The following is a 23,113-nucleotide window of genomic DNA, read 5'->3' on the forward strand; positions in this document are numbered from 1 at the left end:
TGACGTGCTTTTTCGTTAGCCTCTTGTCTAGCTTTTTCAGCAGCCTCAGCTTTGGCTTTAGCATTAGCTTCAGCCTTTGCTTTTTCAGCATCATTTTTAGCTTGACGGACTTTTTCAGCAGCTTCTTTTTGTGCTTTTTCAGCTTCTGCTGCTTTTAAACGTGCCATTTCAGCCGCTTTAGCTTGTGCCTTTGCTGCTTCGGCAGCTTTTGCTTCAGCAGCAGCTTTTTGTAGATCTACTTTAGGAGCAGGAGCTGGTAATGGAACAGGTACAGCAGTTACAGGAATATTTGGTGCATCCACAACAGGTTCGGCTGTTTGTTGGATATTTTCAGCAGTTTGAGTATCGGCTGTTTCAGTTGAGTCTGTAACTTCTAAAGGCTCAGCTTCAGGAGGAATAATATCTTCAGGTTTAACTAAAACAGTTTTGAGTTGTTTTGGTGGTTCAAGTGGTTTACTCATCCCTAGAAAAAGTAAGCCAACAATCGCCACCACATGGACACCAAGGGTAAATCCAAGTGCAATCGCATTTTCTTTTGATTGTGGCTTATTGAAATCTTTCATAACTTACTTTAATGGCTCTGTGAGTAACCCAACTTGATTGAGTCCAGCTTCTTGTAATGCAGACATCAGGCTCATAACATCGCCATAAGGGCGAGATTTATCACCATTGACTAAAACACTAAATTTTTGTTGTTTCGTTTCTGAGTCAGTTTGTGCTTGGGTTAAAATTTCTTTTAATTGCTCCAAAGACAATGACTCATTTTTATGCGTATCATCTTTGAGTAAGTATTGCCCGTCTTTATCTAAAGTAACAATGGCTAACGTTTCTTTGGACTCAATAGGTGTACTGTTCGCTTGAGGTAAATCAACATCAATTCCTGTGGTGATCATGGGTGCAGTGACCATAAAAATCACCAAAAGAACTAACATTACATCAATATAAGGAACGACATTCATGTCGCTCTTTAAAGGTTTTTTAACGCGTTCAAAGCGTCCTGAACGTTGTATTGCCATTAGTCATTTTCCTGTGTTGAACCCACAGATTGACGTTGTAACAGCGCCACCATTTCTTCGGCAAAAAGTGCACGATCTGAATAAACTTCTTCGCCTTTTGCCGTGTAATGGTTAAATGCCAATACAGCAGGAATAGCCGCAAAAAGACCAATTGCAGTTGCGATTAGGGCTTCAGCAATACCAGGTGCAACCGTACCTAACGTCACTTGGTCAACTTGCGCAAGACCAATAAAGGCATTCATGATACCCCAAACAGTACCAAATAAACCGACATAAGGTGCAACAGAGCCAATACTTGCTAAGGCACTTAAGCTTTGTTCTAAGCGACTTTGATCACGACTTAAACCAACACGTAAAATACGTTCAGTACCTTCGATCATTGGTGCTGTTTCAGCATGACGTTTTTTCAGTTTTAAAAATTCGCTTAAACCTTGATAAAAAATATCTTCTAAGCCTTCACGCTTAGAGTTAAGTTGAGCGTTATTGTATAAAGTATTTAACTCAGCACCAGACCAGAAGATTTTTTGAAAATGCTCATCTCCTTGACGGGCTTTTTTATAACCCATATGTAACTTGGCAATCAGATACCAGCTAAATAAAGAGGCGAGTACCAATACGAGCATCACCAGTTGTACGACAGGGCTCGCTTGTAAAATTAAATCAGAAACGTGAAGAGAAGATTCGAGTTGTTGAGTTGCCATAGTTACATGTGCCAATTAAATTTTTTTTATTCGTGAGCTAATTCACGTTGAATTAAATCACGGATTTCATCCGGAATTCGGCAAGGTTTCATCTCAGCATTTAAACATGCTAATTCAACCTCACCAGAAGCAAGTGTGATTTCACCACGATATATATTTTGTTGCAATACAAAAGACGTTGCTTTACACGAAACTACACGTGCTGTAACAGTAATTAAGTCATCCATCAGTATAGGACGCATATATTTCACATTTATTTTATGGACTACAAAGTTATAGTCTTTTTGATGCCAATAGTGGTCAATCCCTGATGCACGTAACCATTCTGTACGTGTACGCTCCATAAAGCGAATATGATTGGCATGGTAAACAATTCCGCCTGCATCTGTGTCTTCGATATATACACGGATTTGAAATTCAAATTTGTTCGCCATGATGTTGTTCCACTTTTACTAAAATTTTGAGTCTAAAATTGTTTTTTTGGCTTGATCTTGAGTGTAAATATTTTTCAAATATTCACCAAGACCTAAGCTATAAAACGATTTGCAGTTTATCACAATGATTTTTTGGGTAATTGGCACAAGGCACCAAGTTCAGCTTCTTTCATACGGACAATTTATTCGTAAAAGGGGTGACAGTTAAGACGATATTTTTTTGAATAAAACATTCAGTTTACAAACTACCAGGTGCGCCAAGCATTGAAGCTAATATAAAAATACCTCCTTGAATTGGACTCGTGACAATATCGAAAGCCACAGTCAGTGGAGTAAAAATTTTAAAAGCTTGGCGACTATAGTTACGCGATGTTGTAGTGACTTGATATTGAATATCAATTGGTTGTTTTAATTTGTACTGTAATTGATTCAAATTTTGAACTTTCGAGGCGAGTGTGATTTGAGTGTGAATGGTACGGATACAAAATGTTTGTTTTGGATAATCGGTTAATTCGGTTTGGCATTTGAAACCTAAATCTTTGAGTGTTGATGTTTCTTTTGCCGTCAATAATTGTGTTTTCTTTATAAAATACAGACTGGTTATGTAAGGAACTGAACGATTATTTTTCAGTTTTTCATCAACTTTAAGTAAAATTGAATTGTGTTGATGAGTATTTATTTGTGTCATAGCATCATTATCTAAAGCAGGAGCTAGATACAAAGACTTTAAATCAATCTGACTGAAAATTTTTTGAAATAAATCAGCAGAATTATTTGAATCTATATTCGGTTGGACAAAAAAACTATGGGTTTGTCCTGCAAGTACTAAAGCATTTTCATAACCTTGGATGGGTTGGCTTGTACGTCCTATTGCAATAATTTGATCTTGTAGTGCAATTTTAGTTTTAGTCGTTATTTCTGTTTCTGAATTACCAAATAATGCATTAGTTGCACAAGCGGTGAGGAGGAGTGGGCTAAAGAGCATTAAATTTAACTTGGTTATATTCATATGTTTTTACCACTTTTATTATTTATCATGGTTTTGTATAGCTGACTTTTATTGTGTATGCCAGCGCATAATTGTAATTACCTGAGCATTCAAAATTTTAAATTTAGTTTAAATATCTGATATATGTTGAGCATATCGTTATTGTGATAATACATAGTATTTGTACTTAACAGTGAAATCGATCACTCAGTACGATATCTATTTGAGTTGTGTTTGAAAAATATACATAAATATATTTCAAGAAAGAATATAAATTGAGGATACTAATGAATTCAGTTATTCAAATTGTGAGCTTATACTTGCAAAAATAGGCATTACCGCAGAAAAATCACTGCAAATTTAGAAAATTTGAACCTTATACTACAATAACATATACAAGCTTTTACATTTGAAAATATAGCCCCATTCTTAGGTCAACCTTTTGATTTAGATCTTGAATCCATTGTAGATAAATTTTTACTCCAAAGTAGAGAGCTATTGAGTTTTATTAGCTTATGGTGAAATTAGAAACAAAAACACCATAAGCTAAAAAACTAATTCTTTGGTTCAGGTGGTATCATTCCAAACTGCAAATACGCCTGATTGGTGGCAATCCGTCCACGTGCTGTACGCATGGCATAACCTTGCTGAATCAAATAAGGTTCGATGACATCTTCCAAGGTTCCTGAATCTTCCGCCATTGCAGCAGCTAAAGCTTCCACCCCCGCAGGACCGCCATCAAAACGTTCCAGCAACATACTCAGATAACGACGATCCAGCGTATCTAAACCATCTTTATCGACATTTAACATATCTAAAGCGCGTTGCGCCATTTCCTGCGTCACTTCGCCTGTACCTTTGACTTGTGCGTAGTCACGGACACGACGTAAAAGGCGGTTGGCAATACGAGGTGTACCACGTGAACGACGAGCAACTTCGATTGCACCATCATGTGTCATTGGAACATCCATCAGGTTTGCTGATCGGGTGACGATATGAGTCAGATCTTCAACCGAATAAAACTCAAGTCGTTGTACAATTCCAAAGCGATCACGCAAAGGCGAAGTCAGTAAACCTGCTCGTGTTGTTGCTGCGACCAGTGTAAATGGTGGCAAATCCAGTTTGATGGAACGTGCCGCAGGTCCTTCACCAATCATGATATCGAGTTGGTAATCTTCCATCGCAGGGTAGAGAATTTCCTCAATGACAGGGGATAGGCGGTGAATTTCGTCAATAAAAAGCACATCGCCTTCTTCAAGATTGGTCAGCATCGCTGCCAAATCACCCGCACGTTCCAATACAGGACCCGAAGTGGATTTGAGATTTCCTCCCATTTCACGGGCAATAATATTGGCGAGTGTGGTTTTTCCTAAACCCGGTGGTCCAAAGATTAAGGTGTGATCAAGGGCTTCGCCACGTCCGCGTGCAGCACCAATAAAGATTTCCATTTGCTCTCGTACTACAGGTTGACCGATATAGTCATCGAGTGAGGTTGGGCGAATGGCACGATCAAAGTGATCTTCGGGTTTTTCAGAACCACTGATTAAACGGTCTTGCATAACTGTCTGTATGATCTCATTGTCTGAATTTGAGTTTGTTAGGCACAGCCTCAAAGTGCTTGGGCATTTTCACTGCCATTGTGTAGGCGTTATTTTACTTTTGAAAGATCAAAAGTAACAAAAATCTTTTGTTGGATTGAGGAACTGAGGATATGTCCCTATATCCCAATCCAACAAGGCGACATCCATGTCGCCAGTCATTTGATTAAATTTTTTATAACAATTCCACAGGCATTAAGCTTATTTTCTTAGTGATATAAATGATTTATTCAAAAATCATTTATTCATCGATTTAAGTGCCGCACGGATAATATCACTGGCTTCAGTAAATTCCCCTTTTGCTGCATTGACTAACTTTTGTGCTTCGGCAGGCTTATAACCTAAAGATTGTAAAGCGGCTTCTGCTTCGGCAACAGCAGAGTTGCCTGTAAATTGAATCTGTGTGGTACTTGTGCCATTTGTCACAGCACCTGTAGAAAATGCTTTAAAACGATCACGTAGCTCGATCATTAAGCGTTCAGCAGTTTTTGCACCAACACCTGGAACTTTGACTAAGGTTTTAACATCACCATTTTCAACGGTATGAATCAGCATTTCCACACTGAGTGTAGATAAAATACCTAAAGCCATTTTAGGACCAACACCATTTACTTTTAACAAGGTACGGAAAATGATTTTCTCTTGTTGGTTTAAAAAGCCGTAGAGGAGTTGTGCATCTTCACGGACGGCTAAATGTGTCCATAGGGTGACTTTTTGACCTTTTTGCAGTTGGCAAAAGGTTGAAAGCGGTGTGTCGATTTCATAGCCAACACCATTGACATTTAAAAGTACTGTAGGTGCTTCTAAAGCGAAGACTTCACCAATTAGACATCCGATCATTGAGTTTGTTCACTTATTTTGTTCATGGTTGAATAGTAGTTGTCATTTGCTCTAAACGCAAAAGTGCTTTGAGGATTTCTTTGCGATTTCGTGCAGATTTAATCCAAGCAGGGAGGCGTGAAAAATAGCTTTTATTGTAATTAGGATATTTTCGTTCTCTTAAATCAGCTTGAATATAATCTTTCAATATTTGTATATGCTGTGGATTAAAAGCGCAAATTAAACCTTGGCGAACAGGGGAAGCTAAATATAATGGAAAATGATAATAAGGATCTGCTCCTACCTTATTTGCCATTAATTTACTAATTTCAAATTGGGCTTGATCAAATGTTTGTATCTTTAAGCAGAAATTACATTCAACATTAATAAAACGTGGGATCGCTGATTTACGAGCAAAATCTTTTTCAAACTTATACTTTCCTTCTTTGCAACTCAGACATTTCTTATCAATGGTAATATTACAAGCACCAGCCCATTCCTCTATATTGCTATTTAGGTTGAAGTAATAGTTAACAAAATCATAAGAAGTACTACGGTAATTTTCTAAATTTTTTCTGTAACTACAATAAGTACAAACGACTTCTATCTTTTGGATTGATTCTAAAGTTGTTTCTTTGATTTTTGCCAAATGATCGCATTTAGGACAACATACCCAAATTTCAGGTTTCAATAATTCAAGGCTTGAAAGACCATTGTCCACAAATCGCTTCATCAGAAAAAACCCACCTTATTGCCTTGTAATTCTTGCGCCAAGTTATAAGCCTGATGGTCTGAAAACTTACTGACGATATCTAAGACTTGCATAATATTGTCATAATGATCATCGCTGAAACGGGCACCAAAGCGATCTAAAATTGATCTCAAACGACCCTCTTTGAAACCTAAGGTTTTATTCGGTGTCGTCAGGGGAATGAAGGCATCCAAAATATGTTGCAAACTTTGATGGGCAATAATTTCCAAACCTGACTTTTGCGGATGCTCAAAGATTTTTTCACGTGCCAAATTCTTTGCTTTTTCAATCCCGATTTCAATATCTTCAGCGCAATATTGTAATAATGAACCTTTAAGTTGCCCTGAAAGAATTTGGAAATGTTGCTTAGCAAAAGCAGTCGTCACCTCATCAACCAAACGTTTCATGACACGCCCACGCAAAGCTGCGATTTTTTGTTGCCATGTGGTATAGGGCATACTCAGTTCGGCAGGTACACCATAATCACCCAATAAATTCAGGAAAATGGGTTCAACTTCTTCATAAGACAGCATATTTAAAATAATGCCATCTTCCAAATCAATGAGGGCATAACAAATATCATCAGCCGCCTCTAACAAATACGTCAGTGGATGACGACACCATTGATATTCACCAAGTTGAATTAAACCTAACTGATCTGCAATCTGCTTTAAAATTTCTTTTTCTGCTTGGTAGCAACCAAATTTAGCCCGTTGGCTTGCAGGGGTATTGCCTTGTGACTCGATGGTTTTAGACAACCAAGGGTACTTTAAGTAAGCCCCTAAGGTTGCGTAAGTCAGGCGCATACCACCATCGTTGGGATGATAATCAATTTTAGTGAGTAAACGTAAACCTTGAGCATTGCCTTCAAACTGACGTACATCAGCTTGCTGTTCAGGGCTTAAATCTTTTAAAAAGTCAGTGTGTGAAGCATCGTCAAACCATTCTCGAATCGCATATTCACCTGCATGCCCGAATGGTGGATTGCCAATATCATGTGCTAAACAAGCAGCTTGGATGATCGCACCGACATCGGCAGGGGAAATCCATACAGGCAGTTCATCTTGTATTTTTTCTGCGGCAAGCATGCCGAGTGAGCGTCCAATACATGATACTTCTAAGGAATGGGTGAGTCGTGTGTGAATGCCATCGTGCTGTGTCAATGGATGAACCTGAGTTTTACGATTCAGTTGTCGAAAACTTTGCGAAAATATAATGCGGTCATAGTCTTTATGAAATGGGCTACGTGCTTGTTCTGTACTTTGCTTTTTACTACCAATTCGAACTGTGGAGAGCAGCTCTAACCAACGCATTTGAGTCATTTATCGTTATTCATTTCTGTGTTGCTTTCATCATGCCAAATTTATTGAAAATGTACTAGAGCAGGGCGACATAGTTTGTCTTATACCCAAATTTAACTAGAAATTTAAGCATTTGATGTACTTAATTCTTCGCGAACTTGCATGAGTAAAATACCTAAAACGTTTTTACCTTTTTCATCACCACCATCACCCCAATAGGCATCATTTTCTGTATGCTCAATCAGCTTTGCCTCACCTGTAGAAATTAACAAGTTTTTTAAATCTTCATGTTGAGTAAATTTAGCAAGTAATGCCTTTTTCATGACATTATTTTTTACGGATTCCCAATCTTTACGCAATTTTTGTTTACGATCACGTCCTAAACGAGCAGCAATCATGGGTGATTTCTCAGTACGAATTTTTTCCTGATACTGTTTATCTGTAAACTTTTGTGCTTGAAAATAATGTTCGGTGGTGTGCCACATTTTTCCATCAAGTTTGATCGGAAAATGGGCAAAGTTGGAAAGCTCGCCAAATTCATCTTGTGTGCTATAAAATTTAATTTCGGGCATAGTCATTTCAATTTTTGTTGTGATTTAATAAGTGTTATAGTGACACTATATGGGTTGAAATGCAAATTAAAAAGAATAAAGTAGCTAGATGGCAACGATTTATTAAAGGAGCACCTTAGAAGAAATAAACATAATAAACTGAAAAATGGGCTTATCGTTTTATATTAATCAATTGTTACTAATCATGTTTGAGCCACAAAGTCAAAGTAAATAGCGCATTTTAAATAAAGAAAACTTAATTTTTTAAGCTGTAGATGACTAGCTGAAAACTCGCTTTCACAGTAGAATATGCGCTCTCTCAAGTCACATTGCGGTAGGATCTGTCCGACCTGCCCGTGGAGCCAAAAACAGCATGTTTATCATTGCCGGTGCACCCGCACATTCTTCTTTTAAGCAAACACAACTCTTAAACCGTCTATCGTCTATCAGTTCTGTTCAATCAATAGAAAGCCAATGGGTCTATCTGTTTGACCAAGCGCTCAGCGAGCAACAACAGCAATCTGCGTTACAGCTTTTAAACGATGGCGCATCGTTTGAAGTACGTCAGGCTGCAAGTGATGAAGTTCAGATTTTAGTGACGCCACGCTTAGGTACAATTTCGCCGTGGTCGTCAAAGGCAACCGATATTTTTGCCAACTGTAATACGCCTGTACACCGCCTTGAACGCGGTGTTTTGTTTACTTTAAAGGGTATTTCAGACGTTTCAGACGCAGTAAAACAAGTTTTACATGACCGTATGACGGAAAGTGTTTTCAACCAAATTGAAGATGCTGCTGCATTATTTTCAGAAACTGAGCCTAAGCCACTGAACTCAATTGATATTTTGGGTCAGGGTAAAGATGCCTTGGTTAAAGCCAACTCAGAGTTTGGTTTTGCACTTTCTGATGAAGAAATTGATTATCTGGTCGCGGCTTTCAACAAGTTGGGTCGTAACCCACACGATATCGAATTGATGATGTTTGCTCAGGCAAACTCTGAACATTGCCGTCATAAAATCTTTGGTTCTGAATGGACAATTGATGGTGAAGTACAACCATTGTCATTGTTCCAAATGATTAAAAATACTTATAAAGAGTCACCTACAGATGTATTGTCAGCGTATAAAGACAATGCTTCTGTGATCGTGGGCTTTGATACTCAACGTTTCTATCCGAAAAAAGACGAAGAAACCGGTCATCACGTTTATAAATACAAGAGCCAGGCTGCCCACATCTTAATGAAAGTGGAAACGCATAACCATCCAACTGCGATTGCACCATTTGCAGGTGCTGCAACAGGTTCAGGCGGTGAAATCCGTGATGAAGGCGCAACAGGTCGTGGTGGTAAGCCAAAAGCAGGTTTAACAGGTTTTACGGTTTCTAACCTGAACATTCCGGGCTTTGAACAGCCTTGGGAAGATAACTACGGCAAACCATCTCGTATGGCTTCACCTTTACAGATCATGATCGATGGTCCTTTAGGTGGCGCAGCATTTAACAACGAATTTGGTCGTCCTGCGTTAAACGGTTATTTCCGTACTTTTGAACAAAATGTCAATGGTGATGTGAAAGGCTTCCACAAGCCAATCATGATCGCAGGTGGTTACGGGAACATCCGTCCTGACCATGTAGAAAAAGATGCAATCCAACCAGGCGATTTACTGATCGTTTTGGGTGGTCCTGCCATGCTCATCGGTTTAGGTGGTGGCGCAGCATCTTCTGTAGACAGTGGTAAACTCGGTGAAAGCCTTGATTTCGCATCTGTTCAGCGTGAAAACCCTGAAATGGAACGCCGTTGCCAAGAGGTGATTGATACTTGCTGGCGCATGGAAGATTTCAACCCAATCGTATCTGTGCATGATGTGGGTGCGGGTGGTATTTCCAATGCCATGCCTGAACTGGTCAATGACCACGAATTAGGCGCAATCCTTGACCTGCGTAAGATTCCGTCTTTAGAGCCGGGCATGTCTCCAATGGAGATCTGGTCGAACGAAGCACAAGAGCGTTATGTGCTTGCAATCAAACCTGAATCTTTAGAATTATTTGAATCGATCTGTGCACGTGAACGTTGTCCGTTTGCGGTATTGGGTGAAGCGACTGAAGCACGTCAGTTGACTGTAAATGACCCATTGTTTGACAACAAAGCTGTGGATATGCCAATGCAAGTGATGCTTGGCGGTACACCGCGTATGAGTCGTACTTTTGAGACAATTGAACGTAAAGGCGATGATTTCACTGCTGCAAAAGTGGTGGATTTAAAAGATGCGATTTTCCGTGTTCTGAAAAACCCAACTGTTGCATCAAAATCATTCTTAATCACCATCGGTGACCGTTCAATCACAGGTATGGTTGCACGTGATCAGTTTGTAGGTCGCTGGCAAGTTCCTGTTGCCGATGCTGCGGTAACGACGACAAGCTTACAAGGTTACACAGGCGAAGCAATGGCAATGGGCGAACGTCCACCTGTGGCATTGTTGAATCCTGCGGCTTCTGCACGTTTGGCAGTGGCTGAGTCTATTTCAAATATCATGTGTGCCAACATTGAACAGATCAGCGACATTAAATTGTCTGCGAACTGGATGGCAGCAGCAGGTCAGCAAGGTGAAGATCAGGCATTATTCGAAGGCGTAAAAGCCATCGGTATGGAAATGTGTCCTGCGCTCGGAATCGCAATTCCTGTGGGTAAAGACTCATTGTCAATGCGTACCACATGGAATGACGAAGGTGAAAATAAATCAGTGACTTCACCAATGTCAGGTGTGATCACTGCATTTGCACCTGTTATAGATGTACGTAAAACACTGACGCCTGAACTGAAAAATGAAGATTCAGTTTTAGTTCGTATTGATTTGTCTAAAGGTCAGTTCCGTTTAGGTGGTTCAATCCTGGCACAAGTCTACAAAGCAATCGGTTCAGTGACTCCTGATGTCGATAACTTTGACGATTTCAAAGCATTCTTTGCATTGGTTCAAGACTGGAACAACCGTGGCTTGATCAAAGCGTACCATGACATCGGTGATGGTGGTTTAGTCGCAACTGTTGCAGAAATGATGTTTGCTGCACGTTTAGGTGTAGCACTTGAAGATCAATCAACTGAAAGCTTATTTGCAGAAGAAATTGGTGCAGTATTGCAAATTTCTAAAGCAGATTGGGCAACATTAGCAGACGAAGTTGCAGCATCTGTATTAAAAGATGCGATTGCAATTGTCGGTACTGTAAATAATACAGACACTTTAACTGTAAATGGTTTGAGCTTAAGCCGTGCTGAATTACAACAAGCATGGACTGAAGTGTCACATCAAATCCAGCGTTTACGTGACAACGTAGAAACGGCTGATCAAGAATATAGCTTGATTGCCAATACAGATCATAAAGGTCTGATTGCATTACCAACATTTGACTTAAATGAGCCTGTAGAAGCACCGTACATCAATGAACGTCGTCCAAACATGATGATTTTACGTGAACAAGGCGTAAATGGTCATGTAGAAATGGCTGCGGCATTTGACAAAGTTGGCTTCAATACAGTTGACGTTCACATGAGCGATTTACTCTCAGGTCGTATTGATTTAGACGACTTTGAAGGTTTAGTGGCGTGTGGTGGTTTCTCTTACGGTGACGTATTGGGTGCAGGCGGTGGCTGGGCGAAATCAGTGCTGTTCAATCCAAAACTACGTGATCAGTTTGAGAAATTCTTTAACCGTGACAATACCTTCTCTGTTGGTATTTGTAATGGTTGTCAGATGCTTGCACAGCTTGCACCGTTGATTCCGGGTGCAGACAATTGGCCGCGTTTCCGCCGCAATACCTCTGAAATGTTTGAAGCACGTGTTGTGAACGTAAAAGTTGAAAAATCTCCATCGATTCTTTTAGAAGGCATGGAAGGTTCAATTTTACCAATCGCTGTGGCGCATGGTGAAGGTCGTGCGGAAACGACTGCTGAAAACTTTGCATCATTGAATGCAGGTAATCAAGTGATTTTGCGTTATGTAGACAGCTTGGGTAATGCAACTCAACACTATCCATTGAACCCGAATGGTTCGCCTGAAGCAATTTCTGGTGTGACGTCGAAAGATGGTCGTGCAACGATCATGATGCCGCACCCTGAGCGTAACTTCCGTGCGATTCAGCATTCTTGGAAACCTGAAGAGTGGACTGAAGATGGTGCATGGTTACGTATGTTCCGTAATGCACGTAAATTTATTGGTTAATTGATTTAGTGATCAATTGATTTGAAGAAGCCCTGAAAGGGGCTTTTTCTTTGCGTATGTGTTTAAAATTGAGTGAAAAATAATTTTTAGTTACATTTCAAAACTTGGTTTATTTTTTGCTTCATTTAGATTGTTCTTATACAGAAAGATTTTTGCTCCAAAACGTATCAATTCAGTGAAGAATGAATGAGGTGCCAAAATGATTAAAACAGTCAATTATCAAAGTATAGATCGGGTTGCACTGCGTCAAAAAGGATGGATGTGGTTTGGAGTGATTATTGCATTACAAATTGTGTTTTTAGCTTTGAATTATTTAATGAAAATTTAGTGGAAAAATCACTTCAGTAAAACCACTGCAAATCATTTGTACACTACAAAAGTGGTGGTTTTTTACTGCTAAAAGCAGGATTGCAATCAGTGGAGATTAATTGATATACACATTTTTTGCACTATAAGCCCCTTGGAAACTGGTTAAAGGAGTCTTGAAATATTGCTGAATTTTACTTTGCAAATCTCCTGAATTTTCATAACCATAAAAATAAGGAATATCGCTACCAAGACAAAATGAACATGTTGTTGCTTCATAAAAATTTGAATAGGTTTTGGTTGAGCTTGAGAGACGAGGCACAATGTTAGACGCGTGATAACCCGAAATATAAACTAGCTTTAAATTTTGGGTATTGCCTTGAATGACCCATTTCACAGGGTCATAAGAGGTTAAAATAAGAGAAACTTTTCGATGACTATTAATATGAACAGTCACAGTATCTTCAACATTCTTTTTTTCAGCTCGATAAGCATAATGCCAACAGTCACTCGCAACTTTACTTGAATGTGGATTATTTGCTTGGCTTTCACATTCTGTTTTACGTTGTCGTTGTTCTGTTTGAGTATATTCACGTGCATTGGATTCATATACTCCTACATAATGTAATTCTGAGTCTGCAATAATATCCTTAAAATTGACGAGAGACTTTTTCTCAGTTGCTTGGTTTTGATTGATCGAGATCGGTGCATTTGAAACAGTGTGGGTGGTAGCTGTAGTCGAAAATGATTCATCTCGCTCAGATGTGGGTGTACGAACATTTATTTGTTTTGCAGTATTTAATGTTTCAAGTTGCGATGTCGTGATCTCATCTGTAATAGGTTTTTGCTCAGTTTGAATAAGTGCCAAGACCAAAACAATCCAGCAAAAATGAACAAAAATCCAATTTTTAAACATAAATATTCTCAGTTATCTATTTTATTTTTAAGTGTCTTGTTGAGCAGAAAGCTCTTGTCCAACTTTAAAAAATACAGGAGGTTTTAATTTTTGTTTTAGAAATTCTCCATGCATTGCCAATCGGTCAAAATCATTTTGAAAGATATATTGGCTGATTTCTAAAAGCTCATGATGAATCAAGTCTAATTGCTGTTCCATCAATTCATTTGGGCTATATTCATGATTCATTTTTCGATCTAGAAATAAGACAGGTAGTTCTTGGTAATTGTGTATGGTTGGTTCTAAGTAGTTATTAATAATTTTTTGAATGTTTAATATTTCATTTTTTGTTGCTTGATCTGGTGAGCGCTTAAATTTTTGAACCAATACAATGATTAGAGCATGAATGTCTTGAAACTTTGTATTGGCTTGAGCTGTGAATAAATCATGAACTTGAAACTGAAGTTTTAAAAAATCGTTGAGTAATTTTTGTTCAGGTGAGACACTTTCTTGTGTTATAGATTTTACTAAACGTGTCGGTTGCGGTGTGATATTTTTGGCTGCGGTGGTAGGGCTGTAAATGGGTTGAGTATGTAATTGTTGTAACACAAAATAAATGAGACGACCAAGCGCATAGCCTAAAACAGAGCAACCAAACCAACCTAGCGGCATAATATTAACGAAAGCCAGCAGACAAAAAATGATCGCACCATAACAACCAAACAAATGGTCAGCAGTTTTCCAGTAGGGAAGGTGTGAATTTTCTTGTTTCATTGTTCTTTAATGATGGTTTATTTTACTTTAGAGTTTAAACAATATGGCGTTATTTTGCACTGATTAGATTTAAAAAATGATGATGATATAACTAGGGTAAGATAATGAAAAAATGTATTTTATTGGATATTTTAATGATAGAACAGAGGAGATGTTTTCCTGTTTATAAAAGCCTGAGTTTTAGGTAAATGTAGTTAATGAATAGAGTGAAGCAGTGGAAAATGTACAAATGATTGCACTTAAAAAATCTATTCTTTGACTCATCCAAACTTTCATATTAAAAAAACCACCCGAAGGTGGTTCTAATTTAGATCTTAAAAATTAATGCGTTGCATCAAAATTATAAGTTTTTTGTTTTTCAGTATCGAACTGACCTTCCCATTTACTAATGACAAGAACAGCCAAGGCATTACCGATCACATTTAAGACAGTACGCGCCATATCTAAAATACGGTCAATACCTGCAATAAATGCTAAGCCTTCAAGTGGAATACCTACACTACCTAAAGTTGCTAGTAAGACCACGAAAGAAACACCTGGTACACCTGCGATCCCTTTAGATGTGATCATTAAGGTCAAGACCAAAACAACCTGTTGAGTAATGGTTAAGTCGATACCATAAAGCTGTGCAATAAAGATTGCTGCAATACTTTGATAGAGCGTTGAACCATCTAAGTTAAATGAATAACCAATTGGCACAACAAAACTGGTGATTGATTTAGGTGCACCATAAGCTTCCATTTTTTCCATCATACGTGGTAAAACGGTTTCAGAGCTTGCAGTTGAATAGGCAAGAATCAATTCATCTTTTAAGATTTTGATAATTGTCCAAATGCTGAATCCACAGAATTTTGCCACAAAACCAAGCACAATAAAGATAAAGAAGAAGATTGCACCGTAAACTAATAATGCAAGTTTAATCAGAGGTACTAAAGAACTAAAACCAAAGTTAGCAACCGTTGCAGCAATCAAACCGAATACACCAAAAGGTGCAAACATCATGATCATATGCGTTACTTTGAACATGGTTTCAGAAACAGCTTTGAGTACATCAATCAAAGGTTGTTTGGTTTCTTTAGCGAGTGAACCTAAGCCAATACCGAATATCACAGCAAAGAAAATAATCGGCAACATATGCCCATCATTCATTGCAGTAAAAATATTGGATGGAATTAATGATAAAACAGTATTTACTAATCCATGTGCTTGATGGCTAACTTCTTGTGTGGTTTGTTGATACTGTGAAATGTCAGTCGTTGTTAACTTTGACATATCAATACCAGCACCTGGCTGGAATACATTTGCAGCAACTAAACCAACAATAATGGCAATAGTCGTAATGACTTCAAAATAAACAATCGTTTTGAAGCCAAGTTTACCAACACTTTTGCTGTCTCCAGCATTGGCAATCCCTAAGATAAGCATTGACAGCACAAGAGGAATAACAATCATCTTGATAAGATTGATAAAAATCTTACCTAATGGTTGTAAAAAGTTGGCAACGATATCATCACGGAATTCGGGAGAGTTGTGTAGAAACGCCCCTACAAGAATACCTAAGAAGAGCGCAATAACAATTTGCCAAGCGAGGCTAATTTTCATTTTCTTCATGTTGAGCCCTTAAAATTCAGATTTTGGCGAAATCGAAAACTTGAGAAAATGAACGTCAGAAATCCCCCACGACTAAATATGTGGGAGTCGTGAAATGGGAGATTTAAAATATTCAGAGTATTTCGAAAATACTTTATTTTGCGCTTATTTAAAATCTTGTTCTAATTTTTTTCTGTAAATCACATTCTGATCGGATAAAAATAATGCAGTTTTATTTAATAATCCAATTTTATAGTTAAGTTTAATTAATTTCATAAATAATAGTTAGATTATTAATTCTTATTTTTTATGTGAAACATATGCTAAACGGTAATAAGCCCAAACCATCACAATGCCCGTAAAAGTGGCTAAATAAATTAATTTTGGCACAATGATTGAGCTGGGAACGCCCATTTGATTGAGCTGTATAAATAAATTGATACCGTGAGTTGATGGAAATAACTGAGCAAAATATTGCATCCAACTAGGCATTGCTTGTAAGGGCCAAGCTGCGCCTGAAAGTAAAAATAATGGAATCGAGGTAAATACAATTAAGTGTCCTGCGCGTTCAGAAATATCTAAATAACTTGCGAGTAACATACCTATTGCGATTGTACTACTGACAAATATGGGTACTGCGATTAACATCCCCCAGAAATTACCACCACGTGGATAGTCATTGAACCAAAATATAAATCCAAATAAATAATAACAACCTAGGCAACCAATGGTGAGGGCAGCAAGATAAATTGCAAAAAATTCGGTTACAGAGCTTTGCCATTTTTTTTCTCGATAAGCTGCAATCAACATACACAAACCCAAAACAATCGTCTGATGAATGATTAAAGGTGCAACGGCAGGAAAAATATAACTGCCATAGCCAGAGAGTGGATTAAAAAGAGGAGTTTGATGAATAGGTATGGCTATTTTAAAGTGAGAGATATTGCCAAATTTTTCGGTGTATTCAGCAAGGCTATTTTCAATTGCACTGGCAAGCCCAAGCCCAACTTGTTTGGTTCGTAAAAAATAAGCTGCACTTAAATACAGTCCTATGCCGCCAACTTCGCCACGAGCAAGGCTACTTGAGAGATTATGTGGAAGTAATAAAATACCATCAACTTTTTGTTGTTGTACACGACGTTTGGCATATTCAAAATCTGAGGTGATTTCGATAATATCAATATGTGGACTTTTACTGGCTTGTTGAATCAGCATTTGTGTCACAGCGCTTTGTTCTTCATCTACAATAATAATAGGTAAATGCTCAGCCGTTTGTGCTTGATAAGCAACAGGATAAAAAAAACTGTAGAAAAAGACAGATAAAATCATGGTTGTTAAAATAGAGGAATTTTTCGCAATATTTTTAAAAGTTTGAATATAGTATTTAAATAAATCACAGAGCCATTTCATAGACTTTTACTCCTGATAAGCTGTTTATGGAGTAAAAAAGTGGATATTGCCAAGTAAAACACACAATAAATCAATAAAATCCCAAGCGGGATCAGTGAAACATAAAGTGGGCTTCCAACAACCCATTGTTCTGTCTGTAACTTTGCATAAGGTGTAAAAGGAATAATATTTGCCCAAAACTGAGTAAATATAGGCGCATTATTTAAAGGAAGAGTCACCCCTGCAAAACTAAGTGATGAGCCGCCATAAACTGCAATAAATCCAAAAGTTTTAGAAAGGTGTTTAGTGGCTAAAACCACAGTGCTACTGATCAATGCATATGCAGTAAATAATAGGAATTGTCCCAGTAAGATGAGCCATAGTTGACCTGCAACAAACCAACCACGTATGACAATCAACCAAAACATCCATAACCATGTCCAAAAACAAAAAATTAAAATATAAGTCAAATTTTTGGCAATTAAGGCTTTAAAAGCTGAGCGATGCCCAACCCATTCATTTGTTGTATGGTATTTCAGCTCTTGACCGACAGCAAAAGCCACACAACAACACAGCAATAAATGTAAAATTGCTGGAATCATGAAAGGTTCAAGATAAAACTCATAACTTAGGTTGGGGTTGAAAAGTGGTGAAATTTTGATATTGGCAGTTTCCAGATCAACATAAGGAATTTTGTTTTGTAAATGAGCATTTTTAGCAAAGTCAGCTATGGCTTCAACAGTAGATAACAACATTGCTGAAGAAATTGTATTACCAATACTAAAATAAGATTGATTATATGCAATACTGATCTGAGCATCTTGTGCTTTGACTAAACGCTGTTCTGCACCTGAAGGAATGTAAACATAGCCCCAAATTTTGGTTTGATTAATTAATTTTTCGACTTCAGTCGGGTTGTCTGTCACTAGATAAATAGAAACAGCAGTGTTATGACTTAAATATGTGGTTATATTTTGACTCAGTTCACCATGATCTTGATCAATAATTGCAATGGGCAAATGTTCAGCTTTACCTGTATAAAACATGCTACTGAATAAAATAATAATCAATAAGGGGGCAAGTGTGACTAAGCATAAATCCCATTTGTTATTTAATAAGTAGCGAAATTCTCTATATAGGATTGCCCACATAATCATTGGCTCTCTTTGAGTTTGAAAATTACACTCATACCTACTTTAAGATCAGTGATGGGTTGAACAGGGTGGAGTGTGACTTTAAAACTACGAATATCATAACCGCCAGTTTGACGAGTAGTCTTAATGGTTGCAAATTCACCTTCTGCTTCAATATTTCTGATGTTAAACATGAAAGTTTGATTGAGTGCAGGAATAAAGCCTTCTAAACTTTTGCTTTGATAGATCTGAGCATATTGATCTTCTCGGACATTCAAGCTCACCCATTTATCTTCATCTTGTAAAATACTGACTACAGGAACACCCATTGCAACCAACTCAGTCGCTTTACCATAAACTTTTGAAACTGTGCCATTGATTGGAGCATATAGCTTTGTTTCAGCTTCTAACGCATTTGCTTCTGCAACAGCAGCTTTAGCAATTTCAACCTGTGCATCTGCGCTAGATTTTTGTTGAGGAGTGCTACCACGTTGGGCGCGAGCATATTGTTGATAAGCCGCTTCAGTCATCTGCGTGGCTGAAAGTGCAGCAGCTTGCATTTGATCACGACGTTGTCTAGAAATAACGCCTTGTTGATATAAAACATCACCACGTTTAAATGTAATTTGTGCTAAATTTTCCTGTGCTTTTAAACTTTGCCAATTTGCATATAAAGTCGCAATATTTTCTTGTTGTGAACCACGTTCAGTTGTTGATTGTAAGGCAAGAGCCGATTGTAAAGTGGCTAATGCTTGTTGTTTTTTGGCTGCAATTTCAGGGCTGCTAAGGCGAATCATTAATTCACCGTTTTGAATTTTTTGTCCGTCATGCACTAAAATTTCTTCTATACGACTAGGTACTTTCGTACTGATATGAATCGTTTCAGCTTCTACACGACCTTGTATGTCAACAGTTTTGGGTTGATAGCTTTTCCATAAACCAAAAGCAATTAAGCCCAGTAATGCAATCAAAAGTATAAGCATTATCGTAATAATGACTTTTTTCTTTGCTATTGTTTGTGGTGCTGTGGGATGGCTAGGAGTATGTTGCTCAACTTGTGTATCGGTTGCTGTATCTAAATCAGCCAAATTTTGATCGGGTTTAGATGTCGATTGATGATCATTGTCTTGTGTCATTTTATACTCCATCTTAACGAATAAAGTCAGTATTTGACTGATTTATATAATTTTTGAATTGATCAATTGAGCCATGACTTTGTAGAAGCGTGGCAAGAGCCATCACATATTTATAAGCATTGAGCGCTTTTTCAGTTTTTAAGGTGCTGAGTTGATTTTGTGCATCAATCACTTGAGTGGCAGTTCCCATATCTTCTTTAAAAGATAGTGTTTGGATTCTTAAATTTTCCTGAGCAGCTAGTTCATTTTGTTGTAAAAGCTGATTTGACTGTTGCGCTGTGGTTAACTCGCTATAAGACTTATAAATGATATTTTCGATTTCTTGCTGGGTACGTGCTGTCATTAATTCAGTCGCTTGGCGTTGTAATTCGGCTGCTTGAATATTTTTATTTTTATCTATGCCTGAAAATAAATTGTAGCGAGCTGCAACACCAACAATCCAATTTTGATTTTGATCGAGGCTATATTCACCAAAAGCAAAGATATTTGGCTTTTTACTGGCACTTTGTAATTGCACATTTTGGTCAGCGAGTTGCGTATCCATTTGCATTTTTCGGACTAAATTTGAAGTTGTGGGATAGGAAGCGAGCAATTGATTCAGTGATTGGCTTTGCTGGCGATTGACGAATAATGGTGTGGTGAGCTGATCAATGGTTTGTTTATTCAATAGATTGTTGAATTGAAATTGACTAGATTGTAAGTTGGCTACAGCATTTTGATAACTACGTTGTGCATTGTTATTTACCACTTCAAACTGCATACGCTGTCCTTTGCTAATAAAGCCTTGTTTCTCAAGTTTTAAGGCATTTTGATAATGTTTTTGCATGGCAGTGACATTAAAAAGACTTGCTGCTAAAAGTTGTTGTTGTAACTGTACATTAAAATAAGCTTGAATAATTTCAAAGCGTTGAGCATCTTGTTGTTGTTTACTTTCTAAGTCATTACGTTCAGCTTTAAGATGAGTAAGCTGTTTAGTTGCGGACAATAGCCCACCTGTATAAATAGGCATCATCACAGAAACTGTAGGGCGAATAACGTCATCCTCTAATACAACGTTGGCGCTGTCGGGAATTAAACCGATCCCACTGTGAATGCCCTGACCTAACCCATCTTTAAGTGGGTCAGTCAGATCGGTTGGAATATTTTGTTGAGATTGCCATTGATCAACTCTTTCATTCATCCCTTGAGTGAGTGTTTGCTCTAAATTGTTTTTGATATTATTCAGTGGAAGATCAGTTTCTGTATGAAATTTATAAGCACGAATATTGAAATCAATACGAGGTAAGCCAATATATTTAACGGCATCTGCCTGCAATTTTGAGGCTTGGTTTAAGGCATCAGTTGCTTGAGCGCTATATGAGTTTTCCAGAAAATATTGTTCAGCTTGTAAATAACTGAGGTCTTGGGCAAAACTAGCATGAGAAAGGTAAGAAAATACACCCAATATCATCATTTTTTGTAAAGATAAAAAGAATGCTTTTCGATCATTTAATACTTTGGCTTGCATCAGAAAAACCGTCGATATTTATTATATTTAAGCATTCTAACCTGTATTTACTAGAATAAATAATCTAAAAGCGAACTGAAAAATGTGTGCATTTTGTAGTGAAATATTTTTTAAAAATATGAGAATAGGAACTTAAAATGGCACAATATTGTGATATTTTTTACCTTATAATAGGCAGGTAAAAAATTTATCCAAAAAAACTATTTATGGTTTGATTTTACTTTTGTATATAAACAATAAAACTTTCTTATTGAAAACTTGACTTTAAATTTGCAATTACATTGAAAGATTGACTGACAAAGCTGCTGCAAGACCTACAGATTTATGGTTAAATGCGCCTATTTCATTCGTTTCACTTCAATAAGGGAAAAATCATGCGCGCGTACAATTTCTGTGCTGGTCCTGCTGCATTACCTACTGCCGTTTTAGAAAAAGCTCAACAAGAGATGTTAGATTGGCAGGGTAAAGGCTTATCCATCATGGAAATGAGCCACCGTAGCAAAGATTATGTTGCTGTTGCTGAAAAAGCTGAAGCTGATCTTCGTAAATTGATGAACATTCCTGAGAACTACAAAGTATTGTTCTTACAAGGTGGTGCATCACTTCAGTTCTCTGCGATTCCTTTAAATCTTTTAGGTAAAAATCCTAAAGCTGATTATATTCATACAGGTATTTGGTCAGAAAAAGCGACTAAAGAAGCTCAGCGCTATGGCGAGATCAATATCATTGAAGCGGGCACCAAGATCGATGGAAAATTAGCAATTACAGATCAAAGCCAATGGAATTTATCTGATGATGCAGCTTATGTGCATTATGCAGATAACGAAACTATTGGAGGAATTCAATTTGCCAATATTCCTGAAACAGATAAACCTTTAGTTTCAGATTTTTCATCAAGCATTTTATCTGCACCTTTAGATGTTTCTAAGTTTGGTTTGATTTATGCAGGTGCACAAAAAAATATCGGTCCAGCAGGTTTAACATTGGTTATTGTTCGTGATGACTTGTTAGATCAAGCGAAACCTGAAATCCCAAGCCTATTAAAATATGGGGCTCAAGCGAAAAATGATTCTATGGTCAATACACCTGCAACTTATGCATGGTATTTGTCTGGTTTGGTTTTTGAATGGTTACTTGAACAAGGTGGCGTGGATGCAATGCATAAAGCCAATCTTGAAAAAGCTAAACTCCTTTATGGTTATATCGACTCAAGCGATTTTTATGCGAATCCGATTGCAACTGCAAACCGTTCAATCATGAATGTGCCATTTACTTTGGCAAATGCGGATTTGGATAAGTTATTCTTGAAAGAAGCTGAAGAAAATCATTTATTAAATCTCGCAGGTCACCGTTCAGTAGGCGGTATGCGAGCAAGTATTTACAATGCTGTACCATTAGAAGGTGTACAAGCATTAGTTAACTTTATGGATGACTTTGCTAAACGTAATGGTTAATTGATTCAAACTAATGAATAAAATAAAAATCCCTCATTGATGAGGGATTTTTTATTGCTTTTGATAATAAGGTCAAATTATGGAAAAATGCCTAGAAAATGAATCATCATTGCAGCAAGAAACATACCTAGAATAAAAAAACAACATGCGCCTTTATCTAAACGAATATGAAATTGCTGTGAATTGATTAAGTTGGTTGATTGTTCAGGTATAATTTTCATCGCCGAGCCTAGATTTTAAATTATTGTTGAATCTTGTGGTCGGGGGTATTTGTAACATAAAAAAATCAGCAAATAAAGCGCTTGTTCATATGAATGTCATAATCGAGCTAAAATCAGCTTTTAAATAAAAATAAGAGAGCTTATTTATTTTGCATTTTGTTATTTTTTAGGGTTAAAACTGTATAGATATCCAGTTAAATTTGATTGAAAAATATCAAAAGATCATTGAATAAAGATATTAAGTTAATTTTATAGTTTTGAATTATATCAATTTATAGGATTGGATATATTATTGGTCAGATGGTGAGAAATATATAAACTTTAGCTTGTGGTCATAAT

The 23,113-nt window shown here is 37.4% G+C and carries 20 protein-coding genes and 1 pseudogene; 3 read left to right on the forward strand and 18 right to left on the reverse strand.

Translation table 11 applies throughout. The features are described 5' to 3' along the window. The 10 genes and pseudogenes from HX005_RS13545 to ybiA form a co-directional block, all read right to left on the reverse strand. Positions 1–563: pseudogene (locus tag HX005_RS13545) on the reverse strand (protein TolA); the annotation flags it as partial. 3 nt (positions 564–566) lie between these two features. Next, positions 567–1,016, reverse strand: coding sequence for a protein TolR (tolR, locus tag HX005_RS13550; protein WP_107007768.1), 450 nt, complete (start codon positions 1,014–1,016; stop codon positions 567–569). Continuing rightward, positions 1,016–1,717, reverse strand: a complete 702-nt coding sequence (gene tolQ, locus HX005_RS13555; RefSeq protein WP_286377748.1) for a protein TolQ — start codon at positions 1,715–1,717, stop codon at positions 1,016–1,018. Before tolQ ends, tolR begins: the two co-directional genes overlap by 1 nt. Before the next feature lie 26 nt (positions 1,718–1,743). Beyond that, entirely contained in the window at positions 1,744–2,151 is a 408-nt protein-coding gene (gene ybgC / locus HX005_RS13560; protein WP_107007766.1) for a tol-pal system-associated acyl-CoA thioesterase, read from the reverse strand. A 238-nt stretch (positions 2,152–2,389) separates the two neighbouring features. Continuing rightward, entirely contained in the window at positions 2,390–3,160 is a 771-nt protein-coding gene (locus tag HX005_RS13565; protein WP_286377749.1) for a YidX family protein, read from the reverse strand. 533 nt (positions 3,161–3,693) lie between these two features. Further along, complete coding sequence (ruvB, locus tag HX005_RS13570; RefSeq protein WP_286377750.1) at positions 3,694–4,698, reverse strand: Holliday junction branch migration DNA helicase RuvB; 1,005 nt, start codon at positions 4,696–4,698, stop codon at positions 3,694–3,696. A 276-nt stretch (positions 4,699–4,974) separates the two neighbouring features. Beyond that, positions 4,975–5,577 (reverse strand): Holliday junction branch migration protein RuvA, encoded by a 603-nt coding sequence (gene ruvA / locus HX005_RS13575; protein WP_286377751.1) that lies wholly within the window; start codon positions 5,575–5,577, stop codon positions 4,975–4,977. A 22-nt stretch (positions 5,578–5,599) separates the two neighbouring features. Continuing rightward, positions 5,600–6,289 (reverse strand): hypothetical protein, encoded by a 690-nt coding sequence (locus tag HX005_RS13580; protein ID WP_286377752.1) that lies wholly within the window; start codon positions 6,287–6,289, stop codon positions 5,600–5,602. Continuing rightward, complete coding sequence (locus HX005_RS13585) at positions 6,289–7,629, reverse strand: deoxyguanosinetriphosphate triphosphohydrolase (RefSeq protein WP_286377753.1); 1,341 nt, start codon at positions 7,627–7,629, stop codon at positions 6,289–6,291. The genes HX005_RS13580 and HX005_RS13585 overlap by 1 nt, the downstream gene beginning before the upstream one ends. Before the next feature lie 104 nt (positions 7,630–7,733). After that, entirely contained in the window at positions 7,734–8,180 is a 447-nt protein-coding gene (gene ybiA, locus HX005_RS13590) for a riboflavin biosynthesis intermediates N-glycosidase (protein ID WP_286377754.1), read from the reverse strand. Between the two features lie 352 nt (positions 8,181–8,532). Here ybiA and purL point away from each other — a divergent pair, with 352 nt between their 5' ends. Together purL and HX005_RS13600 are read left to right on the forward strand one after the other, a co-directional pair. Continuing rightward, on the forward strand, positions 8,533–12,369 hold the full coding sequence (gene purL / locus HX005_RS13595) for a phosphoribosylformylglycinamidine synthase (protein ID WP_286377755.1): 3,837 nt from the start codon (positions 8,533–8,535) through the stop codon (positions 12,367–12,369). A gap of 199 nt (positions 12,370–12,568) precedes the next feature. Beyond that, positions 12,569–12,697 carry a KGW motif small protein gene (locus HX005_RS13600; protein ID WP_286377756.1) on the forward strand — a complete coding sequence of 43 codons (129 nt, stop codon included), beginning with the start codon at positions 12,569–12,571 and terminating at the stop codon, positions 12,695–12,697. Between the two features lie 96 nt (positions 12,698–12,793). Here HX005_RS13600 and HX005_RS13605 read toward each other — a convergent pair whose 3' ends face one another. The 7 genes from HX005_RS13605 to HX005_RS13635 all read right to left on the reverse strand — a co-directional run bounded on the left by HX005_RS13605 (position 12,794) and on the right by HX005_RS13635 (position 21,099). Continuing rightward, positions 12,794–13,591: a hypothetical protein gene (locus HX005_RS13605; RefSeq protein ID WP_286377757.1), complete on the reverse strand. Its 798-nt coding sequence runs from the start codon at positions 13,589–13,591 to the stop codon at positions 12,794–12,796. Positions 13,592–13,618: 27 nt separating this feature from the next. After that, a complete protein-coding gene (locus tag HX005_RS13610; RefSeq protein ID WP_286377758.1) occupies positions 13,619–14,344 on the reverse strand; it encodes a hypothetical protein in 726 nt (241 codons plus the stop codon). Between the two features lie 321 nt (positions 14,345–14,665). Then, positions 14,666–15,955, reverse strand: a complete 1,290-nt coding sequence (gltP, locus tag HX005_RS13615) for a glutamate/aspartate:proton symporter GltP (protein ID WP_286377759.1) — start codon at positions 15,953–15,955, stop codon at positions 14,666–14,668. 279 nt (positions 15,956–16,234) lie between these two features. Continuing rightward, positions 16,235–17,344 carry an ABC transporter permease gene (locus HX005_RS13620; protein ID WP_286377760.1) on the reverse strand — a complete coding sequence of 370 codons (1,110 nt, stop codon included), beginning with the start codon at positions 17,342–17,344 and terminating at the stop codon, positions 16,235–16,237. Beyond that, complete coding sequence (locus HX005_RS13625; RefSeq protein ID WP_286377761.1) at positions 17,341–18,474, reverse strand: ABC transporter permease; 1,134 nt, start codon at positions 18,472–18,474, stop codon at positions 17,341–17,343. Before HX005_RS13625 ends, HX005_RS13620 begins: the two co-directional genes overlap by 4 nt. Before the next feature lie 2 nt (positions 18,475–18,476). Continuing rightward, on the reverse strand, positions 18,477–19,592 hold the full coding sequence (locus HX005_RS13630) for an HlyD family secretion protein (protein WP_502872746.1): 1,116 nt from the start codon (positions 19,590–19,592) through the stop codon (positions 18,477–18,479). 13 nt (positions 19,593–19,605) lie between these two features. Beyond that, complete coding sequence (locus HX005_RS13635; protein ID WP_502872747.1) at positions 19,606–21,099, reverse strand: TolC family protein; 1,494 nt, start codon at positions 21,097–21,099, stop codon at positions 19,606–19,608. A gap of 374 nt (positions 21,100–21,473) precedes the next feature. Here HX005_RS13635 and serC point away from each other — a divergent pair, with 374 nt between their 5' ends. Next, a complete protein-coding gene (serC, locus tag HX005_RS13640; RefSeq protein ID WP_286377762.1) occupies positions 21,474–22,553 on the forward strand; it encodes a 3-phosphoserine/phosphohydroxythreonine transaminase in 1,080 nt (359 codons plus the stop codon). A gap of 77 nt (positions 22,554–22,630) precedes the next feature. Here serC and HX005_RS13645 read toward each other — a convergent pair whose 3' ends face one another. Continuing rightward, positions 22,631–22,774 (reverse strand): hypothetical protein, encoded by a 144-nt coding sequence (locus HX005_RS13645; RefSeq protein ID WP_171405100.1) that lies wholly within the window; start codon positions 22,772–22,774, stop codon positions 22,631–22,633. Between the last annotated feature and the right edge of the window lie 339 nt (positions 22,775–23,113).

The organism is Acinetobacter sp. R933-2 (assembly GCF_030325485.1).
In the GTDB taxonomy this organism is placed as follows: domain Bacteria; phylum Pseudomonadota; class Gammaproteobacteria; order Pseudomonadales; family Moraxellaceae; genus Acinetobacter; species Acinetobacter sichuanensis.